Here is a 21,185-nt window from a genome sequence, read left to right as displayed (position 1 = left end):
GCTATGGCAGCAGGATGATCTTGCCCGAGGCGGCGCCGGATTCCATGAGCTCATGGGCCTGCGCCGCTTCGGCGAGCGGCAGCTGCGGTCCGAGCTCGATCGTGAAGTCGCCGGTGTCCAGGAGTGCGATCGTCTCGGACAGCGCCTCGGCGCGCCAGGCGAGTTCCTGGTCGGTCAGCGGCACCGGCGATCCACCGGAGAAGGCGCGGATGCCGAAGGACGCAGCATCCGGACCCCGCACGATCGTGGCGATGCGGTTGCGGTCGGACACCAGCGCGAGCGAGGTCTCGATCGCCTCGTCGGTGCCCGCGCAATCGAGCACCACCGTGACGGCGGACGGAGCCGCCTCGCGGACCCGGTCGAGCAGGCCGTCGCCGTAGGCCACCGGGATGGCGCCGAGCTCGCGCAGCTGGTCGTGACGGGCGGGGCTTCCGGTCGCGATCACGGTCGCGCCCCAGGCGACGGCGAACTGCACGGCTGCCTGTCCGACGGCCCCGGAGCCTCCGTGCACGAGCAGCACGTCGCCCTCGGTCACCCCGAGCGAGCGCAGCGCCTGGTAGGCGGTTCCGGCGGGGATGCCGATGCCCGCGCCCTCTGCGGTGGTCACGGAGTCGGGGAGCTTCGCGAGGTTCTCGGTCGGGACGGCGAGCGCCGAAGCGTAGGTGCCGTGCCCATCGCGGATCGCCACCCGGTCGCCGACCGCGAAGTCGTCGACGCCTTCGCCGAGCGCTTCGACGACACCGGCACCGTCGAAGCCGACCGGACGAGGTTCGGTGATCGGCGGCGACGGGCGCTTGCCGCCGCGCAGCTTCGCATCGATCGGGTTCGCCCCCGCCGCCTCGATGCGGACGACGACCTCGCCGCGGCCCGCCACGGGGTCGGGGATCTCGATCAGATGCAGGACAGCGGGGGAGCCGATTTCGGTGTACACGATCGCGCGAGCCATGCATTCAGGCTACCCGCGCCGACACGGGCAGTCGCGGATCAGCGCCCGGACAGCACCTTCATGATGCGCTGCGGCGACACCGGCTGTGCGGTGCCCAGACGCTGCGCGAACACGCTCACGCGGTACTCCTCCAGCAGCCAGCGCACCTCGACGAGCGCGGGCGACGCGTCGGCCGAGAGCGGGATCGTGCCACCGGCGTCTTCGAAGGCCTTCGCCATCCGCTCGTACTCGGTCATGCGCGCGCGGTCCTTGCCGGGCTCGCTGGACAGGGTCTTCAACCGGTCGAGCATCCCCTCCAGGTACCGGGGGAAGTGCGTGAGGCGGTCGACACCGGCGGTGGAGACGAACCCCGGATGCAGCAGTCCGCTCAGCTGGGTGCGGATGTCGTTGAGCGGTCCGAGCAGGGCGAGGGAGTTCTGCGACTTGATGCCGCGCTCCACGTCGCGTGACTTCGTGAGGATGCGTGCGACCAGGGAGACGCAGGCGAACAGCTCGTCGACGAGGACGGCGGAGACCGCATCGCGCACCCGGGCGAAGCCCGCTTCGTCGCGCACGATCCCGTCGGGCACGATGCCTTCGATGACTGTGCGGGCGACCGCCGCACGCGCGTCCTCGATGAGGGCGGCGGCCGACGGATAGGGCGAGGCGGCGAGTGCGAGCTTCTCCTGGCTGGTCAGGTGCTCCTGCACGTACGAGGAGGGCGAGGGCACACCCAGCAGCACGAGACGCAGCACGCCGTCGCGGGTGGCGGCCGCCGCGGCATCCGGGGTCGATTCGACGCGCACCGACACGCTCTTGCCCTGGTCGACGATGGCCGGGTACCCGCGCACGACCCCGCCGGCGACGCGGGTGTCGAGCACCTCGGGCAGTTCTCCGAACGTCCACGCCGTGAGGCCGGTCTGCTCGAGGGGCGCGGACGCGATGCGTTCGATCCCCCCGCGTTCGGTGCCGCGTCTCGCTCCCGTCCCCCCGGAGCGGGGAGGAGCTGCGATCGAGCGGGCGACGCTGCTGCGGGCGCGGTCCGAGAGCTGGGTCTGCAGCGCCCGCAGGTCGCGTCCGGAGCCGACGATCCTGCCGCGTTCGTCCACGGCGCGGAAGTTCATGCGCAGGTGCGGGGGCACGCGCTCGTCGTCGAAGTCGGCGGCGGAGACCAGCTGGTTCGCGAGCGGCTGGATGCGGCGGGCGAGCGCCTCCTTGAGCGTGCGCGGAGGCAGGCCGCCGTGCGACTCCGGCCCCTCCTCGACGAGCTCGGCACCGAACTTCTCGGCCCAGTCTGCGGCGGGGACCACGTGGCGACGGATCGCCTTGGGGAGGGCGCGCAGCAGGCCCGTCACCAGTTCGGCACGCAGGCCGGGAACCTGCCAGTCGAAGCCGCGGTCCTCGATCTGCGCGAGGAGCGGTAGCGGCACGACCACGCTCACGCCGTCGTCGTCGGCGCCCGGCTCGAACCGATACGCGAGGCCGAGCACCTGGTCGCCCTGGGTCCACCGGGTCGGGAACTCGCGCTGATCCGCACGCTCCTCGTCGTCGATCAGGTCGCTCTCGCGCATCACGAGCAGCTTCGGCGTCGTCGCCATGGCCTCTCGCCACCAGCTCTCGAACGACCGCACGTCGAACACCTCGGCGGGGATGCGCTCGTCGTAGAAGCGGAACACGGCTTCGTCGCCGGCGAGGATGTCGCGGCGACGCTCGCGCTCCTCGAGCTTCTCGAGGCGCTTGCGCAGTTCGGCGTTGCTGCGCCAGAACGCGCTCACCCGCTTGTCGAGCCGTGTCGGATCCCACTCGCCCTCGACGAGAGCGTGCCGCACGAACAGCTCGCGTGAGGCAGCGCGGTCGATGCGGGCGAACTGCACGCGCCGACGCGGGATGATCTCGAGGCCGAACAGGGTCACCTTCTCGAAGGCGACCGCAGCACCGGCATCCTTCGACCAGTGCGGCTCGGTGACCTGACGCTTGGCGAGGTCGCCGGCGAGGGGCTCGGCCCAGGCGGGGTTGATCGCGGCGACCGTGCGGGCGAACGTGCGGGAGGTCTCGACGATCTCGGCGGCGATCACCGCCCGCGGACTCTTCTTGCGCAGACCGGAGCCGGGGAAGATCGAGAAGCGGATGCCGCGCGCCCCGCGGTACTCGGCGATGCGACGGCCTTTCGGTTCCTTCGCAGGGGAGTGCGCCTTGCCTGCGGGGGCGGTGCGCTCGTCGAGGATGCCGATCTGCGAGAGCAGGCCCGACAGCAGTGCGCGGTGGATGGCATCAGGATCGCTCGTCCCGCCGTCGTCGCCCGCTCTCCGGTCGTCACGGGCGCGGTCGGGCGTCTTCACGAGCGTGCGCAGCTGGCGATGCACGTCGAACCACTCGCGCACCCGCACGTAGTTGAGGTGCTCGGAACGGCACAGCCGGCGGAACGCGCTCGAGCCGAGCTCGCGCTGCTGCTCACGCAGGTGGTTCCAGAGGTTCAGCAGGGTGAGGAAGTCGCTGGTCGGGTCGACGAAACGCGCGTGCAGGCGGTCGGCCTCGTCCCGGCGCTCCTCCGGTCGCTCCCGCACGTCCTGGATCGTCATGCCGGAGACGATCGCGAGCACGTCACGCGTCACGGTGCCGCCGGAGTCCGCCTTCCCGGCCTCGATCAACATGCGTGCGAACCGGGGATCGATCGGCATGCGCGAGATGTCGCGACCCGTGCGGGTGAGGTGCGGAGCGCCGTCGCGGCGGGACGGCTCGACCGCGCCGAGCTCGGTGAGCAGGTCGAACGCGGCCTTCACACCCCGGGAGTCGGGCGGGGTGAGGAAGGGGAACGCCGTGATGTCGCCGAATCCGAGCGACAGCATCTGCAGGATGACCGAGGCCAGCGAGGTGCGCAGGATCTCGGGCTCGGTGTACTCCGGGCGCTTGTCGTAGTCCTCCTCCGAGTAGAGGCGGATCGCGATGCCGTCGCTGGTGCGGCCCGCACGGCCGGAACGCTGATTCGCCGACGCCTGGGAGACGGCCTCGATGGGCAGGCGCTGCACCTTGGAGCGGTTGCTGTACCGGGAGATGCGGGCGGTGCCGGTGTCGATGACGTACTTGATGCCGGGAACCGTGAGGCTGGTCTCGGCGACGTTCGTGGCGAGGATCACCCGGCGGCGCACACCGGCCACCCGGCTGCGCTCGAACACCCGATGCTGGTCGGCGGCGGAGAGGCGTCCGAACAGGGGCAGCACCTCGGTGGGGGCGCGGTCGTTCGCGTAGGCGCCGCGCACGGCATCGGCGGCGTCGCGGATCTCGGCCTCGCCGGGGAGGAAGACGAGCACATCGCCCGGTGCTTCGCGGTCGAGCTCGCGCAGGGCCGTGACGATCGCCGAGACCTCGTCCTCCGGCTCGGACGGCGCGTCCTGCTCGTCCGTATCCTCGACCGGCCCGCGGTAGCGGATCTCCACCGGATAGGTGCGTCCGGAGACCTCGATGATCGGCGCCGGGGTGCCATCCGGCGCGGCGAAGTGCTTCGCGAAGCTCTCCGGATCGATCGTCGCCGAGGTGATGATCACCTTCAGGTCGGGGCGCTCCGGGAGGATGCGGGCGAGGTAGCCGAGCAGGAAGTCGACATTGAGGGAGCGCTCGTGCGCCTCGTCGATGATGATCGTGTCGTAGCGGGTGAGCAACCGGTCGCGGTGGATCTCGTTGAGCAGGATGCCGTCGGTCATCAAGGCGATGCGCGTGGCGTCCGACACCTTGTCGGTGAACCGCACCTTGTATCCGACGAGCGTGCCCAGCTCGACGTGGAGCTCTTCGGCGACGCGCTCGGCGATCGTGCGGGCGGCGAGGCGTCGCGGTTGCGTGTGGGCGATGCGCTCCCGACCGAGTTCCAGGGCGATCTTCGGCAGCTGGGTGGTCTTTCCCGATCCGGTCGCACCGGCGACGATCACGACCTGGTGGTCGCGGATGGCGTCGGCGATCTCAGCCCTGGCGGCGCTGACCGGCAGCTCCGGGGGATAGGAGATCACGGGGGAAGACATAGCCCTCCATCGTATGCCGGGATCGGTCATCCACGCACCGATGCCGGCCTCTACGATCAGGGGGGTGATCACTGCTCTCGCCCCCGTCCGGTGGTTCCACGAGTTCGGACGACCTCCGCGCATCCTCGGGCTCGACGTCGCCCGAGGACTGGCGATCCTCGGCATGGCCGGAGCGCACATCGGCGAGACCGAGCCGTTCGACTGGTTCGACCCGTCGACGTGGACCGACCTGGTGCATGGACGCTCGTCGATCCTGTTCGCGGTGCTCGCGGGCATCTCGATCGCCCTCATGACGGGACGCAGCGAGCTGCCCGAACGTGAGCGCATCCCCGGCATCCGCCTGAACCTCATCGGCCGGGGCGCGGTGATCTTCGTGATCGGCCTGGCCCTCGAGATGTTGAACACCCCGATCGCAGTGATCCTCACGCTCTACGGTCTGCTCTACGTCGCGGTCATCCCGTTCCTGCGCTGGAGGCCCTGGCAGTTGCTGACGGGGGCGGCGGTGCTCGCACTCCTCGGTCCGGCGCTGCTCGCGTTCCTGAACGCGGTGATGCTGAACCCCTACGGTTCCGGCATCGGGTTCGTGCTGTACGGCACGTACCCCATCACGGTCTGGATGTCACTGGTGCTGGCCGGCATGGCCCTCGGACGCCTGCGCGTCGAGCGGATGCGCACCGCGGCGGTCGCGCTCGGCGTCGGATTCGCGCTCGTGGTGGTCGGGTACGGTCTGGGCGGGGTCGGCCACGCCGCCGGTCTCGCCGGCGACGTCGGGAACGGCTCATCGGGGACGGAGGTCTCGTCGGGCAGCTCGATCGTCGACCCCGGCTTCGTCGACATGGGCACGGCTCCCACCGGGTGGAAGGCCTACGCGCAGGCGCTCGCCGAGACCGACCCGCTCCGTGCCGTGCTCACGGCGGTCTTCGCCGTCGACCCGCACAGTGGAGGTACGGCCGAGATCCTCGGGTCCGGCGGGTTCGCCCTCGTCGTCATCGCCCTGTGCCTGCTGCTGAGCACACCTCTGCGCTGGGCGCTGCTCCCGCTGGGTGCGCTCGGTTCCATGCCGCTCTCGGCATACAGTGCGCATGTGCTCTCGATCATGCTGGTCGGTGGACCGGGGTCGTTCTTCACCAGCAACACGTTCTGGGCCGCGACTGCGATCGGTCTGCTCCTGCTGACCACGCTCTGGTCGATGTTCTTCGGCCGCGGACCGCTCGAACGCCTGGTCGGTCGGGGAGCGACGGCGATGGCGTCGGTGCCCCGGAGCTGACTCTGTCGATGCCGACCACGTCGCCGACCATAGGGCCGACCACCTCGCCGACCACGACGAGGGCCGAGAAGACGATGTGCTAGCGTGGAACGGCGACGCTTTTCTGGCGTTCGCGACCGACCCCGATCTCGGGTCGGACTGGGGAGTTTCGAACTGGGGAGTTCACACCACCGCGTTGCGGCGATCCATTCGCCGTCTCGATGTCGTCGAGTGCGCGGGGGATGACGCCTGCGCGTTCGGAACGGCATCGACTGGGGAGTCACGGTGGGGAACACGAGTTTCGGGCGACGGGCACGCGGTGCCGTCGCATCAATGCTGACGGCCGGCCTGCTGATCGCGGGTCTGTCCGGTGTGGGAGCGACGGCGGCTGCTGCAGCCGACGTGCCGCCGACGACGCCTCCGCAGCTGCAGCGCGATGAGAACGTGGTGACGTCGGATCCGATTCCGACCGTCCAGATCGACAACGGATACGTGTGGGCGCAGACCACGATCGGCACCACCGTGTACGCGGTCGGCAAGTTCGACAACGCGCGTGAGCCGAAGGCCGCGCCCGGCACGGCCCTCACCGCACGCTCGAATGTGCTGGCGTACGACATCGTCTCCGGCGCGCTGTCGTCGTTCGCCCCGAAGGTCAACGGCGTGATCAAGGCCGTCGCGGCATCGCCCGACGGCACGCGCATCTACATCGGCGGATCCTTCAACAGTGTGAACGGCAAGGACCGGTGGAACTTCGCGGCGCTCGATGCGAAGACCGGCGAGCTGGTCCCGCAGTTCGCGCCGTCGATCGGTGGCAGTGGCGTGTACGCGATCACCACCGACGGATCGAACATCTACCTCGGGGGTCTGTTCACTCAGGCCAACGGCGTCGCCCGGAAGAACCTCGCCGCCTTCGACCAGAAGAACGGTGCGCTGCTGAGCTGGGCTCCCCAGGCCGACCGCCAGGTCGATGCCCTGGTGATGGATCCGGCCGGCACGAACGTCATCGTCGGAGGGCGCTTCTCGACGGTCAACGGCAGCAGTCTCCGTGGCTCGGCCGCTGTGGACAAATCCACCGGTGCAGCGGACACCTCCTGGGGCATCTCCCAGGTCGTGAAGAACAGCGGGAGCAGCAGCAACTCCGGTATCTTCGCCCTCGCCACCGACGCGAACTCGGTCTACGGCACCGGGTGGAGCTGGGCCGGCGGGGGCAACCTCGAGGGCACGTTCGCCGCAGAGGCGGGAACCGGAGCGGTGCGCTGGATCGCGGATTGCCACGGCGATCACTACGGCGTGTACTCGACCGGCAAAGTTGTCTACACGACGAGCCACATGCACTCCTGCAACACGATGGGCCTGCAGCCGCAGAAGAACCCGGCGGTCTACCAGTACGCCGAGGCGTACACGGCCGATGCGCGCGGCACCCTCTCCGCGAACACCTACTCGGGGTACGCCAACTGGGCGGGAACCCCTGCGCCGTCGCCCTACCAGTGGGCACCGGACTGGTCGGTGGGCACCACCACCGGACTCGGCCAGGCGGGCCTGTCCATCACGGGCGCGGGCGACATGATCTCGATCGGCGGCGAGTTCCGATCCGTCAACGGCGGTCAGTTCGAGGGACTGGTCCGGTTCTCCACGAACCCGCCTGGCGGCGCCAAGGACGGTCCCCGTGTCGCCGCTGCGGACTGGAAGCCCACGGCGGGCACATCGCCCGTCCCCGGGCGCGCTCGCGTGACGATCCAGACGAACTGGGATCGGGATGACCTGACCCTCACCTACGAGCTGTACCGAGCCGGAACCGCTGAACCTGTGGCGAGCACGACTGCGGACGGCACCTGGTGGAAGCGCGCGACGGTCACGCTCGATGACCCGACGGCGACGCCGGGCGCGACGCAGAGCTACACCGTGGTCGCGAAGGACGCCGCCGGGAACACCGCGACCAGTGCGAGCGTGAACGCGAAGGCGAACGCGGGGACCGTCTCGGCATACACGGCCAAGGTCCTCGCGGACGGTCCCTCGCTGTACTACCCGATGGGAAACATCTCGAAGGATTGGGCGGGCGCGAACACCCCGGTGAACGGGTCGGGCGCCACGGTCTCGTCGGCCGGCATCGAGAACAGCGGCACGGGATCGACCGCCTTCAACGGCACCACGACCGGCCGGGTCTCGTCCGACGCCAAGGCGGCGGTGTCGAAGGATTTCTCCTCGGAGATCTGGTTCCAGACGACCACGAAGACCGGCGGCATGCTCATCGGCTCCGGAGCCGCCAAGACGGGAAGCTCCGCGACCGTCGACCGACAGCTCTACATGACGAACAGCGGCACTCTGACCTTCGGCGTCTTCGCCGGTCAGACGCGCGCCACGGTGGCAGGGGACAAGGCGCTGAACGACGGAACGTGGCATCACGCGGTCGTCTCGCAGAACGCGGAGGGGATGAAGCTCTACGTCGACGGTGAGCTCGTCGCCTCGGATCCCGCGGTGACGACGTCCAGGACCGACTCCGCCTACCTCCGCATCGGCGGCGATGCCCTCGCGGGCTGGCCGTCGGCTCCCTCGTCGAACTACTTCAAGGGTGCGCTGGACGAGGCCGCGGTGTACCCGTTCGCGTTGAACGCGGATCAGGTGCGGTCGCACTTCCAGCTGGGGAAGGGCATGAAGGCTCCGACGGCGGCATTCACGGCGCAGTCGACCGATCTGAGCGTGGCGGTCGACGCGTCGGGCTCGTCCGCGGACGGCGGAGCATCGATCAGTGCTTACGCCTGGGACTTCGGCGACGGTTCGACGGCCACGGGCGCGACCGCGACGCACGAATACGCGGCAGCGGGGACCTACACGGTGCGCGTGACGGTGACGGACAGTCGTGGACTGTCGGCATCGAGCGAGAAGCAGGTCGTGGTCACGGCCCCCGTCGTCGCCGATGTCGTCGTGGCATCGGACGGGTTCGATCGTGCGGTCGATTCCGGCTGGGGCACCGCTGATGTCGGTGGTCTGTGGACGCCGATGCAGGGCAAGTCGACCGCGCTCTCCGTGGCAGAGGGTGCCGGGGTGATCGACCTCGCCGCAGGGCAGACGCGCGAGATGCTGCTGGACGATGCATCGGTGCGGGATTCCGCCACGACGATGTCCTACACGCTCTCGGCCGGTCCGGAGTCCGGCACGGCGTACGTCGGTGCGGGTTCTCGTCGCGCCGGCGACAGCGGGTTCCGAGCCCTGGCCTGGCATCGCGCCGATGGGGCGGTCTGGGTGGTGATCCAGCGCAACGGGACGGCGATCGCCAGCGCGGCGGTCCCCGGTCTGACCTGGAGTGCCGGGACGATGTTCCACCTGTCGACGGAGACGTCGGGTTCACCGTCGACGACCATCCGCGCCAAGGTGTGGGCCGACGGCCAGCCCGAGCCGGCGGCGTGGCAGGTGTCCGCGACGGATACGACGTCGACGCTCCAGGGCGAGGGATCGCCGTCGGTGTTCTCGTATCGGGCCGGCAGCGCGACCGGCACGAACATCGTGCGGGTGCACGAGGTCAAGGCCATCCGCTCGGGCGAGTGAGCTCAGGAACGAGTACGCGGGTGGGGGCACCGGATCGGGTGCCCCCACCGGTGTCTCTCAGAAGTGCGTGCCGCCGTCGATGCGCACCTCGGTGCCCGTGATGAAGGCACCGTCCTCGCTCGCGAGCATCGCCACGACGCCGGCGACCGACTCCGGTCCGGCGAAACCCTGACCGATCGCGGGCGCGAGCTTCATGAACAGGCTCATGTCGGCGTCGGCGGGCAGGCCCGGACCGTTGCTCTGGTTGCTCTGGCCGGATCCGTCGGTCATGCCGGACGAGATCGACCCGGGCTGCACCGCGGTGAAGCGGATCCCGCTCTTCGCGTATTCGGCGGCGAGCGCGTGGGTCATCGACTGCACGCCGCCCTTGCTGGCCGCGTAGGCAGCCATGTAGGGGTGCGCGAAGCCGGCTGAGGTCGAGCTGAAGTTCACCACGGCGGACGACGAGCCGTCGAGCAGTGCGGGGATCGCCGCGCGGATCACGAGGAACGTGCCGACCAGGTTGATCCGGATGACCTGCTCGAACTGGTCGAGCGTCGTCTCGTGGGTGTGCGAGGAGCGCAGGATTCCGGCGGCGTTCACGAGCACGTCGAGTCCGCCCAGAGCAGCGACGGCCTCGGCGACGCCGGCAGCCACGGAGGTTTCGTCGGCGATGTTCATCGTGACGGTCGTGAGGCGTTCGGCGAGTGCGCCGGCCTGGGCGACCGTGTCTTCGAGACCCGCGGTGCTGACGTCGGCGGCGACGACGCTGCCGCCTTCGCGGAGCATGCGCAGCACGGTGGCCTGACCGATGCCCGACCCTCCGCCGGTGACGAGCGCCCGACGTCCTTCGTAGCGGTTCATGATCTTCCCTTTCGTGGTGAATGTCGTGGTGGATGCGGTGATGGTGTCGCGAGGCGACGTTCCGTTGTAGGCAGACTATGCCTGTATGGCAGAACGTGCCACATAGACCCAACCTGCCGCGGCGTTCGCCTATTCCCGTACGCTGTGACGGTGGAGACCTCGACCCTCACCGAACGCCGCCGGGCCGCGACCGAGCGGGACATCGCGGACGCCGCCGCCGCGCTGTTCGCCGAGCAGAGCGTGGCGGGGGTCACCGCCGAGCAGATCGCGGCGCGCGCGGGTGTCTCGGTGCGTACGTTCTACCGGTACTTCGCCCGGAAGGAAGACGCGATCACGCCCATCCTCAGCGTCGGCGCCCAGCGCTGGCAGGAGGCATTCGCGCAGGTGGGGGAGCTTTCGCTGCGGGAGCGGATCCCCGCCGTGATCCACGCCCAGCTCGCCGAGGACGGGTCAGGGGAGCGGTCATCCGAGGGGCTCGAACTCGACACGATGCTCGGCGTGCTCCGGGGCCTCGACGACGACACGGCGATGCGCGATGTCTGGCTGCGCGTCAACGACGACTCCGAGCGTCGACTGCGAGCGATCCTCCGGGAGCGGGGGATCGCGGTGTGGGATGCGGCTCTGCTCGCCGCTGTCGCGACGGCCTCCATCCGCGTCGGTCTCGAGCAGTGGGCGGCGGATCCCGACGGTGCTCGTCCCGCGGAGCGCGCTGTCGAGGCCTTCCAGGCCATGTCGCAGGGGCTCGACGGGCTCGACTGACTTCTTTCGTCACCGGCCGGTCCGACCTGTCATCACAGGTCATAGGCTGGAGGCATGACGATTCCTGCACTCGAACTGAACGACGGCAACTCCATCCCGCAGCTCGGCTACGGCGTCTTCAAGGTGCCGCCGGCAGAGACCGAGCGGGCGGTGAGCGAGGCGCTCGAGATCGGCTACCGCCACATCGACACCGCCGCCATCTACGGCAACGAAGAGGGCGTCGGCGCCGCCATCGCCGCCTCCGGCATCCCGCGCGACGAGCTGTTCGTCACGACGAAGCTCTGGAACGACCGTCACCACGACGACGAACCGCGCGCCGCCATCGGCGAGAGCCTCGAGAAGCTCGGACTCGACGAGGTCGACCTCTACCTCGTGCACTGGCCGACCCCGGCCAAGGACGACTATGTGCACGCGTTCGCGAAGCTCATCGAGCTCCGCGAGGCGGGTCTCACCCGCAGCATCGGCGTCTCGAACTTCCTGGTCCCGCACCTGGAGCGCACGGTCAAGGAGACCGGCGTCGTCCCGGCCGTGAACCAGATCGAGCTGCACCCGGCGTACCAGCGCCGCGAAGAGGTCGCCTGGGCCGACGCGAACGGCGTCCGCATCGAGGCGTGGGGTCCTCTCGGCCAGGGCAAGTACGACCTCTTCGGCATCCCGGCGGTGGCAGATGCCGCCGCAGCGCACGGCGTCACCCCGGCACAGGCGGTGCTCCGCTGGCACCTGCAGAAGGGCATCATCGTGTTCCCGAAGTCGGTGCGCGCCGAGCGGCTGCGTGAGAACCTCGACGTCTTCGGCTTCGAACTGACCGACGCCGAGATCGCGGCGATCGACGCCCTCGACCCGCTCGACGGCTCCGGCCGCGTCGGCTCGCACCCGGACGAGGTCAACTGACCCCGCTCCCGTGGGACGGAGCCTCGGGCTCACATGACGCCCCGTGTCGCATCGCGCGACACGGGGCGCCGTCGTGAGTACCGTCGAGGCATGACAGCTCCGTTCCGCGTCGTCGCCGTGTCGGGATCCCTGCACGAGCCCAGCAAGACGACCGCCCTCGTCCGCGCGATCACCGCCGCCATCGCCGAGCGCGCCGAGGTCGAGTCGCAGCTCATCGAACTGACGCAGATCGGTCCGGGACTGGCCGGCGCGCTGCAGCGCGATCAGCTGCCGCCGGAGGTCGAGGCGCAGCTGCAGGCGATCGAATCGGCCGACCTGCTGATCGTGGGCAGCCCCGTCTACCGGGCGTCGTTCACGGGGCTCTTCAAGCACCTGTTCGATTTCGTCGGCCAGTACGACCTGGTGGGCAAGCCGGTGCTGCTCGCCGCGACCGGCGGCGGCGAGAAGCACGCGCTGATCATCGAGCACCAGCTGCGTCCGCTGTTCGCGTTCTTCCAGGCGCTCACCCTTCCGCTCGGCGTCTACGCGAGCAACACCGACTTCGACGGCTACGAGATCGCCTCCGAGGTGCTCGAGGCCCGCATCGCGTTGGCTGCCGAGCGCGCCCTTCCGCTGGTGGGGTACGCGGCATCGCGTCCGATCGAGCTGCTCGTCGGCTGACCGCACCCCCTCCGCGCGGCGTAGCGTGAAGGCATGACCAATCGGCTCGCCGACACTCTCAGCCCGTATCTCCGCGCGCACGCCGACAACCCCGTCGACTGGTACCCGTGGGGCGAGGAGGCATTCGACGAGGCGCGGCGGCGGGATGTGCCGCTCCTGATCTCGATCGGCTACTCGACCTGCCACTGGTGCCATGTGATGGCTCGGGAGTCGTTCGCCGACCCGGCCACCGCCGCGCTCATCAACGACGGGTTCGTGGCCGTCAAAGTCGACCGTGAGGAGCACCCGCAGGTGGACGGCGCCTACATGGCCGCGGCCTCCGCCTTCACGCAGAACCTCGGCTGGCCGCTCACCGTGTTCGCCACACCGCGTGGGCGCACCTTCTATGCCGGCACCTACTGGCCACCGGAAGCCCGGCCGCCGATGCCCGCATTCCGCGACGTACTCGCGGCGGTGCGGGAGGCGTGGACGCTGCGTCGTGCGCAGGCGGAGGAGTCGGCGGGTGCCGTGACCGACGCGCTCGCCCGGGCGGCGGAATCCACACCATCCGACCTGCCGGACATGGTGGCGATCGCCGCGGCGGCCGCGTCCATCGCGCAGCGCGAGGATCGGCAGTTCGGCGGCTTCGGAGGTGCGCCCAAGTTCCCCGTCGCCACGACGCTGCGATTCCTGCAGCATCCGCTCGTGCGAGAAGGCGCGCCCGAGGCGGCGGCCGCGGCGGCACGCGCGCTCGCGGCGATGGCGGGTTCGGACCTGCGCGACGCCGATGGAGGATTCTTCCGTTATGCGACACAGCGTGACTGGACCGTGCCGCACTACGAGCGGATGCTGACCGACAACGCGCAGCTGCTCGAGATCGCGCGCGACGCGGGAGACGAGCAGACCGTGCGGGGCATCGCCTCCTTCCTGATCGACATGCTCCAGCGCGACGGCGGGGGATTCGGTGCGGCGCAGGACTCGGAGTCGACGATCGACGGCGTGCGCAACGAGGGCGGGTACTACCTCCGCGCCCTCGCCGACCGCGCGGGTCTGGAGGTGCCGGCGGTCGACGGGAAGGTGATCACCGGTTGGAACGGACTCGCGATCGGCGCCCTCGCCCGGGCGGGGGCGGCCTTCGGGGAGCAGGGCTGGATCGACGCGGCCACTTCCGCTGCGGAACAGGTGCTGCGGATCAACCGGGATGCCGACGGTGCCCTGGTACGTGCTTCCCTCGACGGGCGGGCATCCGCCGCGGTCGCGACCGCCGCCGACCTCGGGCTGCTCGCCGACGGTCTGTTCGCGCTCGCCCTGGCGACGGGCGACGCGGGGTGGGCGGTGGAGGCGCGCGTCGTCCTCGACGAGGCTCTCAAGGGGGCGGCCGGTGACGACCCGCTCCTGTCGGCCCAGGGCATCGCGACGTCGCCCGATCAGACCGATGGCGACCTGCCCTCAGACGCGGCGGCCGTCGCCGGTGCCGCCCTGACGGCCTGGTGGCTGGGGGCGGGGGAGCGATATCGCGAAGCGACCGTCTCGACGGTGCGCGCGCTCGCAGAGCGCTCTCGGGAGCAGCCGTTCGCCCACGGCACGCTGCTGCGGGTGGCCGCGGGACTCGCCGTTCCGCCTCGCCAGCTCGTCGTCGTCACCGAAGCACGTGACAGCGCCCTGGCCGTGGCGGGCAGGGGTGCGGACGCCGAGGTGGTCGCCGTGGTCAGCGCCGAGCAGGCACGATCGTTCGCGGATGCGGGATTCGCCCTGTTCCAGGGCAAGGATGCGACGACGGAACGCGCCTACGACTGCCGGGCGTTCGTGTGCCGACTGCCGGTGAGCGACCCCGCCGAGGTGACGATCGCGCGCTGACGCTCGGCCCTCGCTCGCGCCAGGGCTCCTACGCGGGGAACGAACCGGTTTCGATGGAGGAGCGGGCATGGCCGTGCAGCAGATCGAGTGGGTCGACATCCCGGCGGGAGCACTGCAGCGGGGAACGCCGCTCGATCAGGTCGACGCCCTCACCGTCCGGTATGCCCACACCGGCGTTCCCCGAGCCTGGTACGAGAAGGAGACGCCGCGCACGCAGGTCGTCGTCCCGGCGTTCCGGCTCGCCCGCACCCCGGTGACGGTGGCGCAGTGGAGGGTGTTCGCGGAGGCGACCGGCGCCCGTGCCCTCTCCGGCATCGACGAGCATCCGGTGGTCGGGGTCTCGTGGGACGAGGCCACCGCCTACGCCGCCTGGATCGGCTCGCAGCTCGGCGTGGACGCCCGGCTGCCGACCGAAGACGAGTGGGAGCGGGCGGCGCGCGGCGACGACACCCGCGAGTTCCCGTGGGGTGACGAGTACGTCACGGGCCGGGCGAACCTGTTCGACCTGGGACTCGGCACCACGACACCCGTCGGTTCGTTTCCCGACGGCGCCAGTCCGTTCGGGGTGCTCGACATGGCGGGCAACGTCGACGAATGGACCTCGACCCTGTACGCGCCGTATCCGGGGGCACCCGACGACGTCCCTGCCGTCGAGGACTGGGCGGCCGACCCGCACATCACACGCGGCGGAGCGTTCCGCCACGACGTGGATCTTGCCCGCTGCGCCCGCCGACACGGGGCGTACGAGGAGGACCTCGTCGCTGTGGGCATCGGGCTCCGGCTTGCGGCGCCCGCGATCGCGACAGCGTGACTGTGCAATCTGACTAACCGTCGCCCCGGGAGCGCCGGTCGATTGTGCGGGATGCGCAGCTTCCGGTGCGCCGATTGCCCAGTGGATGCGATCCGTTCTACTGTTGCGCGACAGCAGGCGGTGCCGCTCGGGGGCCGCCCATGGATCACAGCAAGGACGCTCTGACGATGCCCCTCCCCACCCGCGCCGGACTCGACGCCGTTCCCGCGTACCGTCAGGGGCGCTCCGCCCCGGCCGGTGCTTCGAAGCTCTCCTCGAACGAGTCCCCGCATCCGCCGCTGCCCTCGGTCGTCGCGGCCGTGCGCGACCGCCTCGACGGCATCCACCGCTACCCGGACATGAGCGCTGCCGCCCTGCGCGAACGGCTGGCCGACCGCTACGGCGTCGATCCGTCGGAGGTCACGGTCGGTGCGGGGTCGGTCGAGATCGCCGCTCAGCTCATCCACGCGGTCGCCGGCGATGGTGACGAGGTGGTCTTCGCGTGGCGGTCGTTCGAGGCGTACCCGTCCCTGGTTCGCATCGCGGGTGCCACGCCCGTCCCGGTGCCGCTCGACGCAGACCACGGACACGACCTCGACGCGATGCTCGCGGCGATCACCCCGCGCACCCGCCTGATCTTCGTGTGCAACCCGAACAACCCGACGGGCACCGTGGTCGGCGCCGACGAGCTCGAGCGCTTCGTCGCCGCGGTGCCGCACGACGTGCTCGTGGTGATCGACGAGGCCTATGTGCACTTCGATCGCACCGAGAGTCGAGGTGCCGGCATCGAGCTGTTCCGGCGGCACCCGCATGTGGCGGTGCTGCACACGTTCTCCAAGGCCTACGGGCTCGCGGGCCTGCGCATCGGCTATGCGATCGCCCCGGCCGCCGTCGCCGAGAACCAGCGCAAGGTCGCCGTGCCGTTCGGCGTGACCGACCTCGCGCAGACCGCGGCGCTCGCCTCGCTGGACGCCGAGGACGAGCTCGCGACGCGCATCGACGAGGTCGTCGTGCAGCGCGACCGGCTCCATGCCGTGCTCGTGGCGGCCGGATGGCCCGCCGTCCGGTCCCAGGCGAACTTCGTGTGGGTGCCGTCCGCCGACCGCACCGCGGAGCTCGAGCACCTGCTGCAGGCGGGCGGCGTGATCGCGCGCGCCTTCGCCGGGGAGGGCATCCGCATCTCCTCGGGCTCTGTGGAGGACATCGACCGGGTGGAGGCCGCGCTCGCAGGCGCCGCCCGGGAACGCGGTGCCGCTGAGCGTGTGGAGGTCGGCGCATGACCGATGACCGCATGACCGAGATCCCCCCGACCACCACGACCACCAAGGGTCTGCACCCGGGCCTGACCCGCCGCCAGATCTCGATGATGGGGCTGGGCGGTGCGATCGGCGCCGGGCTGTTCGTCGGATCAGGTCAGGCGATCAGCATCGCGGGGCCCGCCGTGCTGGTGTCGTACCTGGTCGCGGGCGGCATCGTCGTGCTCGTGATGGCGATGCTGGCCGAGATGGTCGCCGCCCGGCCCAGCTCGGGGGCTTTCAGCTCATATGCCCAGAAGGCGATGGGACGCAGCGCCGGCAGCGCGGTCGGCTGGCTCTACTGGATCCAGCTGGTCGTGGTGATCGCCGCGGAGGCGACCGGTGCCGGTGCGATCGTGGCCAACTGGACACCGGGCATCCCGGCCTGGGTGTGGGTGCTGATCTTCGTCGTCGCGCTCACCGCGGTGAATCTGTTCGGGGTGCGCAACTACGGCCGCTTCGAGTTCTGGTTCGCGGCGATCAAGGTCGCGGCGATCATCGCCTTCCTCGTGGTGGGGGTGTGCGCGATCGTCGGGCTGATCCCCGGTGTGCCGGCGACCGGCATCGCGAACCTGGTCGACAACGGCGGCTTCGCACCGAACGGCATCGCCGGGATCGCCGGGGCCCTGCTGATCGTCGTCTTCGCGTTCGGAGGTACCGAGGTCGTCGCGATCGCCGCCGCGGAGTCGAACGATCCCGCGCACAACATCCGCCGCATCGTGCGGGAGGTGCTCGTGCGCATCCTCGTCTTCTACGTCGGATCGATCTTCGTGATCGTGGCTGTGCTGCCCTGGAACGACCCCGCCGTGAAGGCGGGGCCCTTCTCGGCGGTGCTCGAGACGCTGAACGTGCCCGGCGTCGGTCTGGTGATGGACCTCATCGTGATCATCGCGCTGCTGTCGGCCATGAACGCCAACATCTACGGCGCCTCGCGCATGGCGTATTCGCTGGGGGAGCGCGGGCTCGCCCCGCTGGCCGCGACCCGCACGAGCCTCAAGGGCGTGCCGTTCGTCGCCGTGCTGGCCTCCGTGGCGTTCGGGTTCGTCACGGTCGGGCTCAACTGGGCCTTCCCTGACGTGGTGCTGCCCGCCCTGCTCAACGTGGTCGGCTCGACGCTGCTCGTGATCTGGACCGCCACCGCGGTGGCGCAGATCATCCTCCGCCGTCGCGCGGATCGTGCCGGCGAGGCGATGCCGATGCGTATGTGGGGCTTCCCCTGGCTGTCGTGGCTGTGCCTGGTGCTGCTCGCCGCGGTGATCGCCCTCGCGATGATCGATGAGGCCGCGCGCATCCAGCTGCTGCTCACGCTGGGTCTCACCGCCGTCCTCCTCCTCGTCGCCCGGGCGACCAGGAGCGTGGCCCGGCCCGGCGTCCCACGGGAGTAGCGATGCGCATCGATCGCCTCGACGCCCAGCTCATCCGCCTGCTCACGGAGTCGCCGCAGCTACCGATCCTGGAGTGCGCACGGCGACTCGGGATCGCGCGCGGCACCGCGACGAGCCGGCTCGCGCGCCTGCACGAGGGCGGGGTGATCGAGGCGATCGTGCCGCGGATCGATCCGGCGGGTTTCGGCTACGGCGTCGTCGCGTTCTGCCTGGTCGAGATCGATCAGAAGGTGGGGCACGACGACGTGGCGACGGCTCTTGCGGATGCCGTCCCCGAGATCGTCGACATGCACACCGTCACGGGGGCCAGCGACATGCAGTTGCGGCTGGTGGCGCGCGATGCCACGCGGTTGCAGGAGGTGCTCGACCGGGTGGCCCTGGTGCCGGGCGTCGCACGCACCGCCTCGTCGATCGCGATGCGCACGCATCTCTCGGGCCGTGTGCTCCCGCTGGTCGAGCACGTGGCCACGGACGAGGTGCTCTAGGGCCACGACGATCCCGCTAGCATCGTCGTCATGGTCGCTGCTCCCGTGCTCGTGGATCTCGACCGCGACAGCGTCGCGATGGGCGACGACATGTCCTCCCATGCGCACCGCCGGTCCTTCCCGGACGGCACGCGCCTGGCGGATCTGCTCGAGGCGACGCATCCCGAGATCGAGAACCGCGGATGGTCGTGGGTCGCCGTCGTCGACGGCACCGTGTCGGCGGTGTGGTCGGTGGACCACGGGGTGCGTCTGCTGGTCAGGAACCGCCGACTGCGGGGGTCGGCGTCGCCGATCCCGGTCGTCTTCCGGTACTTCCTGCAGCTCGATCCGCAGTGGCTGCACGGGCGACTGGCAGCGGGCGCTGCGGCGAATCGGGATGCCCTGAGCAAGGAGTACGCGCCGCTCGCGGCCGAGCGCCTCGAAACGGAACAGCGCCGCCGCGAGCGGGAGGTTCCGGAGAAGCTGCTCTCGGCAGCGGCCGTCGGCGCGCTCGCGCGGCTCGGCGCGACGATCGACCTGCACTCCGACGTGCGCTGTCGGTTCTTCGCCGCGGGCGAGCGATGGGTCGTCGGGCGTTCCGACTCCATGACGGTCGTCTACCGGGCGGAGACCCCCGCACCGATCGCGTCGCTGCGTCCCCGCGCCTTCGCCGAGCTCTGGCTCGCGACGGCTGTGGGGGCGCGTGGACGGCAGGCGCACGGCCTTCCTCCGTTGCCGCCATCCGCGTCGACGGAGGTTCCGCAGCCGGAGACGATGGCGTGCTGGCCCCCAGGCACCTCGCGATGGTCGTTCACCGGCGAGGACGGTCACGTCGCTCAGCTCTCCGGCGAAGACGCCCTGGACTGGTACCGCTTCGCGTTCGGGCGCACGCTCGACGAGATCGTGGGGTCACTCGCGGTCTGAGGGACGCCGTGGTGCGTCGGGCGGGCTCACACCCAGCCGGGCAGCCAGTTGTGCACCAGCCAGAACTCGTACGGCACGCTCATCCCCGTCCACAGGGGAAGGAAGAACGCCGACACGAGCACCACGAACGCGAGGAAGATCATCACGGTGCGCTCGCCGGACTGCCGCCGGTGCAGCGGATCCTCACGTCGCCCGGCGATGATCCGCAGCGTCATCGCCAGCGCGAGCACGAGGAACGGCATCATCACGACGGTGTAGAACTGGAAGATCGTGCGGTCGGGGAACATCAGCCACGGCACGTAGGTGACGGCGAGGCCGACCAGGGGGATGCTCAGTTCCGGGCCGACGGGCTGCCGGGTGATCCAGCCGCGCACCAGGCGGTAGAGCAGGTAGATCGCTGCGGCCACGCCCGCGTACCAGATGAGCGGATTCGGGATCGCCGAGATCACGCCGATGCAGTGGTCCGTCCCGCAGCCCGCGGGGTCGGAGTCGACCCAGACCGCCGTGGGGCGCAGCAGGAACGGCCACTCCCAGGCGGGACTCGCGTAGGGGTGGCCGCGAGTGAGGCCGACGTGGAAGCCGAGCATCGACTCGTGGTACTTCCACAGCGCGATCAGCGGGTTCGGGTCGCTCTGGCGGTCATAGCCCCCTGCCGTCACCAGCCAGCCGGTCCAGCTGATCAGGTACACCGCGAGGGCGGGGAAGACGAGCAGCACGAACGAGACCGGCCCCTGTCGGAACGCGGCCGCGGTCGGCCACAGCACCACTCCCGCGCGACGGCGGGCGAGCGCATCCGTGACGACGACGTACAGGCCGAAGCCCGCCAGCACGTACAGCCCCGACCACTTCACGGCCGACGCCGCGCCGAGGGCGGCTCCCGCGGCGATCAGCCACGGACGACGCCAGAGCACCGGACCCCAGAACGGATCCGGGGTGTCGGGATCGCGCTTCTCGAGCACCGGGATCGTCCGCTGCCGGTCGATGATCACGAAGAGCACACCCAGCAGGACGAAGAAGGTCAGGATGCCGTCGAGCAGGGCGATGCGACTCATCACGATGCTGAGACCGTCGATCGCGAGCAGCGTCCCGGCCACGCTCGCGACGATCACGGAACCGCTGAGCCGTCGCGCGATCAGGTAGACCAGGAGCACCGAGGCGCTGCCGAGCACCGCGGTCGCGAGTCGCCAGCCGGCGCTGTTGTCCGGCCCGCCGATCGCCATGCCGAGCGCGATGAGCCACTTGCCGAGCGGCGGATGCACGATGAACGCGCCCTGTTCGGACAGCGGCAGCTGCTGCAGCGTGACGAAGGCGTCGTTGGCGTTCTCGCCCCAGGTGCCCTCGTAGCCGAGCGTCCACAGCGACCAGGCGTCTTTGACGTAGTACGTCTCGTCGAAAGCGAGCTGATGCGGATGGGCGACGTTGATCAGCCGGAGGAGGGCGGCGATCGCGGTGATGACGAGGGGTGCGAGCCACCGGATCGCGCGTCCCCAGTCGGGGGCGTTGAGCAGGCGGTCACGCAGTCGCCCGTAGCGCGTCAACCGCTCATCGGGAGCGGGAAGCAGGGGCACGGGCGCGGTCACCGCTCCAGCCTAGACAACCGGCCTTCTCGGCCGG

15 protein-coding genes are annotated in these 21,185 nt (G+C 70.3%); 11 read left to right on the top strand and 4 right to left on the bottom strand.

Annotation, left to right across the window (positions count from 1 at the left end; translation table 11 throughout):
- Position 1: 1 nt before the first annotated feature.
- Complete coding sequence (locus GZ64_RS0113605; protein WP_029267098.1) at positions 2–946, bottom strand: quinone oxidoreductase family protein; 945 nt, start codon at positions 944–946, stop codon at positions 2–4.
- Positions 947–984: 38 nt separating this feature from the next.
- A complete protein-coding gene (gene hrpA / locus GZ64_RS0113600; protein WP_029267096.1) occupies positions 985–4,935 on the bottom strand; it encodes an ATP-dependent RNA helicase HrpA in 3,951 nt (1,316 codons plus the stop codon).
- Between the two features lie 64 nt (positions 4,936–4,999).
- Between hrpA and GZ64_RS0113595 the strand changes: the two genes are divergently transcribed.
- Positions 5,000–6,202 (top strand): heparan-alpha-glucosaminide N-acetyltransferase domain-containing protein, encoded by a 1,203-nt coding sequence (locus GZ64_RS0113595; protein ID WP_231479903.1) that lies wholly within the window; start codon positions 5,000–5,002, stop codon positions 6,200–6,202.
- Between the two features lie 264 nt (positions 6,203–6,466).
- A complete protein-coding gene (locus GZ64_RS0113590; protein ID WP_231479902.1) occupies positions 6,467–9,724 on the top strand; it encodes a LamG-like jellyroll fold domain-containing protein in 3,258 nt (1,085 codons plus the stop codon).
- Positions 9,725–9,781: 57 nt separating this feature from the next.
- Here the strand turns inward: GZ64_RS0113590 and GZ64_RS0113585 are convergent, their stop codons facing one another.
- Positions 9,782–10,567, bottom strand: coding sequence for an SDR family NAD(P)-dependent oxidoreductase (locus GZ64_RS0113585; protein ID WP_029267090.1), 786 nt, complete (start codon positions 10,565–10,567; stop codon positions 9,782–9,784).
- A gap of 150 nt (positions 10,568–10,717) precedes the next feature.
- On the opposite strand from GZ64_RS0113585, the gene GZ64_RS0113580 reads away from it, so the two are divergent.
- The 9 genes from GZ64_RS0113580 (at position 10,718) to GZ64_RS0113540 (ending at position 19,571) form a co-directional block, all read left to right on the top strand.
- Positions 10,718–11,326: a TetR/AcrR family transcriptional regulator gene (locus GZ64_RS0113580; RefSeq protein WP_231479901.1), complete on the top strand. Its 609-nt coding sequence runs from the start codon at positions 10,718–10,720 to the stop codon at positions 11,324–11,326.
- A gap of 54 nt (positions 11,327–11,380) precedes the next feature.
- Positions 11,381–12,217 (top strand): aldo/keto reductase, encoded by an 837-nt coding sequence (locus GZ64_RS0113575; protein WP_029267081.1) that lies wholly within the window; start codon positions 11,381–11,383, stop codon positions 12,215–12,217.
- A 90-nt stretch (positions 12,218–12,307) separates the two neighbouring features.
- Entirely contained in the window at positions 12,308–12,877 is a 570-nt protein-coding gene (gene msuE / locus GZ64_RS0113570) for an FMN reductase (RefSeq protein WP_029259601.1), read from the top strand.
- Between the two features lie 33 nt (positions 12,878–12,910).
- Positions 12,911–14,713 (top strand): thioredoxin domain-containing protein, encoded by a 1,803-nt coding sequence (locus GZ64_RS0113565; RefSeq protein ID WP_029267079.1) that lies wholly within the window; start codon positions 12,911–12,913, stop codon positions 14,711–14,713.
- Between the two features lie 67 nt (positions 14,714–14,780).
- On the top strand, positions 14,781–15,524 hold the full coding sequence (locus GZ64_RS0113560) for a formylglycine-generating enzyme family protein (protein WP_029267077.1): 744 nt from the start codon (positions 14,781–14,783) through the stop codon (positions 15,522–15,524).
- 167 nt (positions 15,525–15,691) lie between these two features.
- Positions 15,692–16,783, top strand: a complete 1,092-nt coding sequence (hisC, locus tag GZ64_RS0113555) for a histidinol-phosphate transaminase (protein ID WP_036331598.1) — start codon at positions 15,692–15,694, stop codon at positions 16,781–16,783.
- Complete coding sequence (locus tag GZ64_RS0113550; RefSeq protein WP_021199915.1) at positions 16,780–18,183, top strand: amino acid permease; 1,404 nt, start codon at positions 16,780–16,782, stop codon at positions 18,181–18,183. The genes hisC and GZ64_RS0113550 overlap by 4 nt, the downstream gene beginning before the upstream one ends.
- Before the next feature lie 2 nt (positions 18,184–18,185).
- On the top strand, positions 18,186–18,668 hold the full coding sequence (locus GZ64_RS0113545; RefSeq protein ID WP_029267075.1) for an Lrp/AsnC family transcriptional regulator: 483 nt from the start codon (positions 18,186–18,188) through the stop codon (positions 18,666–18,668).
- Between the two features lie 30 nt (positions 18,669–18,698).
- Positions 18,699–19,571, top strand: a complete 873-nt coding sequence (locus GZ64_RS0113540; protein ID WP_029267073.1) for a hypothetical protein — start codon at positions 18,699–18,701, stop codon at positions 19,569–19,571.
- Between the two features lie 26 nt (positions 19,572–19,597).
- Here the strand turns inward: GZ64_RS0113540 and GZ64_RS0113535 are convergent, their stop codons facing one another.
- On the bottom strand, positions 19,598–21,151 hold the full coding sequence (locus GZ64_RS0113535; RefSeq protein WP_029259606.1) for a dolichyl-phosphate-mannose--protein mannosyltransferase: 1,554 nt from the start codon (positions 21,149–21,151) through the stop codon (positions 19,598–19,600).
- Positions 21,152–21,185 lie beyond the last annotated feature (34 nt).

It is taken from the genome of Microbacterium sp. Cr-K32 (assembly GCF_000708345.1).
Taxonomy (GTDB): Bacteria; Actinomycetota; Actinomycetes; order Actinomycetales; family Microbacteriaceae; genus Microbacterium; species Microbacterium maritypicum_A.
Note: the sequence above shows the minus strand (reverse complement) of the source record. Positions and strands in the feature narration are given on the sequence as shown.

Coding starts and splice junctions, on each gene's coding strand:
- GZ64_RS0113545 (WP_029267075.1), top strand. CDS start 18,186: ATGCGCATCGATCGCCTCGACGCCCAGCTCATCCGCCTGCTCACGGAG.
- GZ64_RS0113585 (WP_029267090.1), bottom strand. CDS start 10,567: ATGAACCGCTACGAAGGACGTCGGGCGCTCGTCACCGGCGGAGGGTCG.
- GZ64_RS0113550 (WP_021199915.1), top strand. CDS start 16,780: ATGACCGATGACCGCATGACCGAGATCCCCCCGACCACCACGACCACC.
- GZ64_RS0113575 (WP_029267081.1), top strand. CDS start 11,381: ATGACGATTCCTGCACTCGAACTGAACGACGGCAACTCCATCCCGCAG.
- hrpA (WP_029267096.1), bottom strand. CDS start 4,935: ATGTCTTCCCCCGTGATCTCCTATCCCCCGGAGCTGCCGGTCAGCGCC.
- GZ64_RS0113560 (WP_029267077.1), top strand. CDS start 14,781: ATGGCCGTGCAGCAGATCGAGTGGGTCGACATCCCGGCGGGAGCACTG.
- GZ64_RS0113605 (WP_029267098.1), bottom strand. CDS start 946: ATGGCTCGCGCGATCGTGTACACCGAAATCGGCTCCCCCGCTGTCCTG.
- GZ64_RS0113565 (WP_029267079.1), top strand. CDS start 12,911: ATGACCAATCGGCTCGCCGACACTCTCAGCCCGTATCTCCGCGCGCAC.
- hisC (WP_036331598.1), top strand. CDS start 15,692: ATGCCCCTCCCCACCCGCGCCGGACTCGACGCCGTTCCCGCGTACCGT.
- msuE (WP_029259601.1), top strand. CDS start 12,308: ATGACAGCTCCGTTCCGCGTCGTCGCCGTGTCGGGATCCCTGCACGAG.
- GZ64_RS0113540 (WP_029267073.1), top strand. CDS start 18,699: ATGGTCGCTGCTCCCGTGCTCGTGGATCTCGACCGCGACAGCGTCGCG.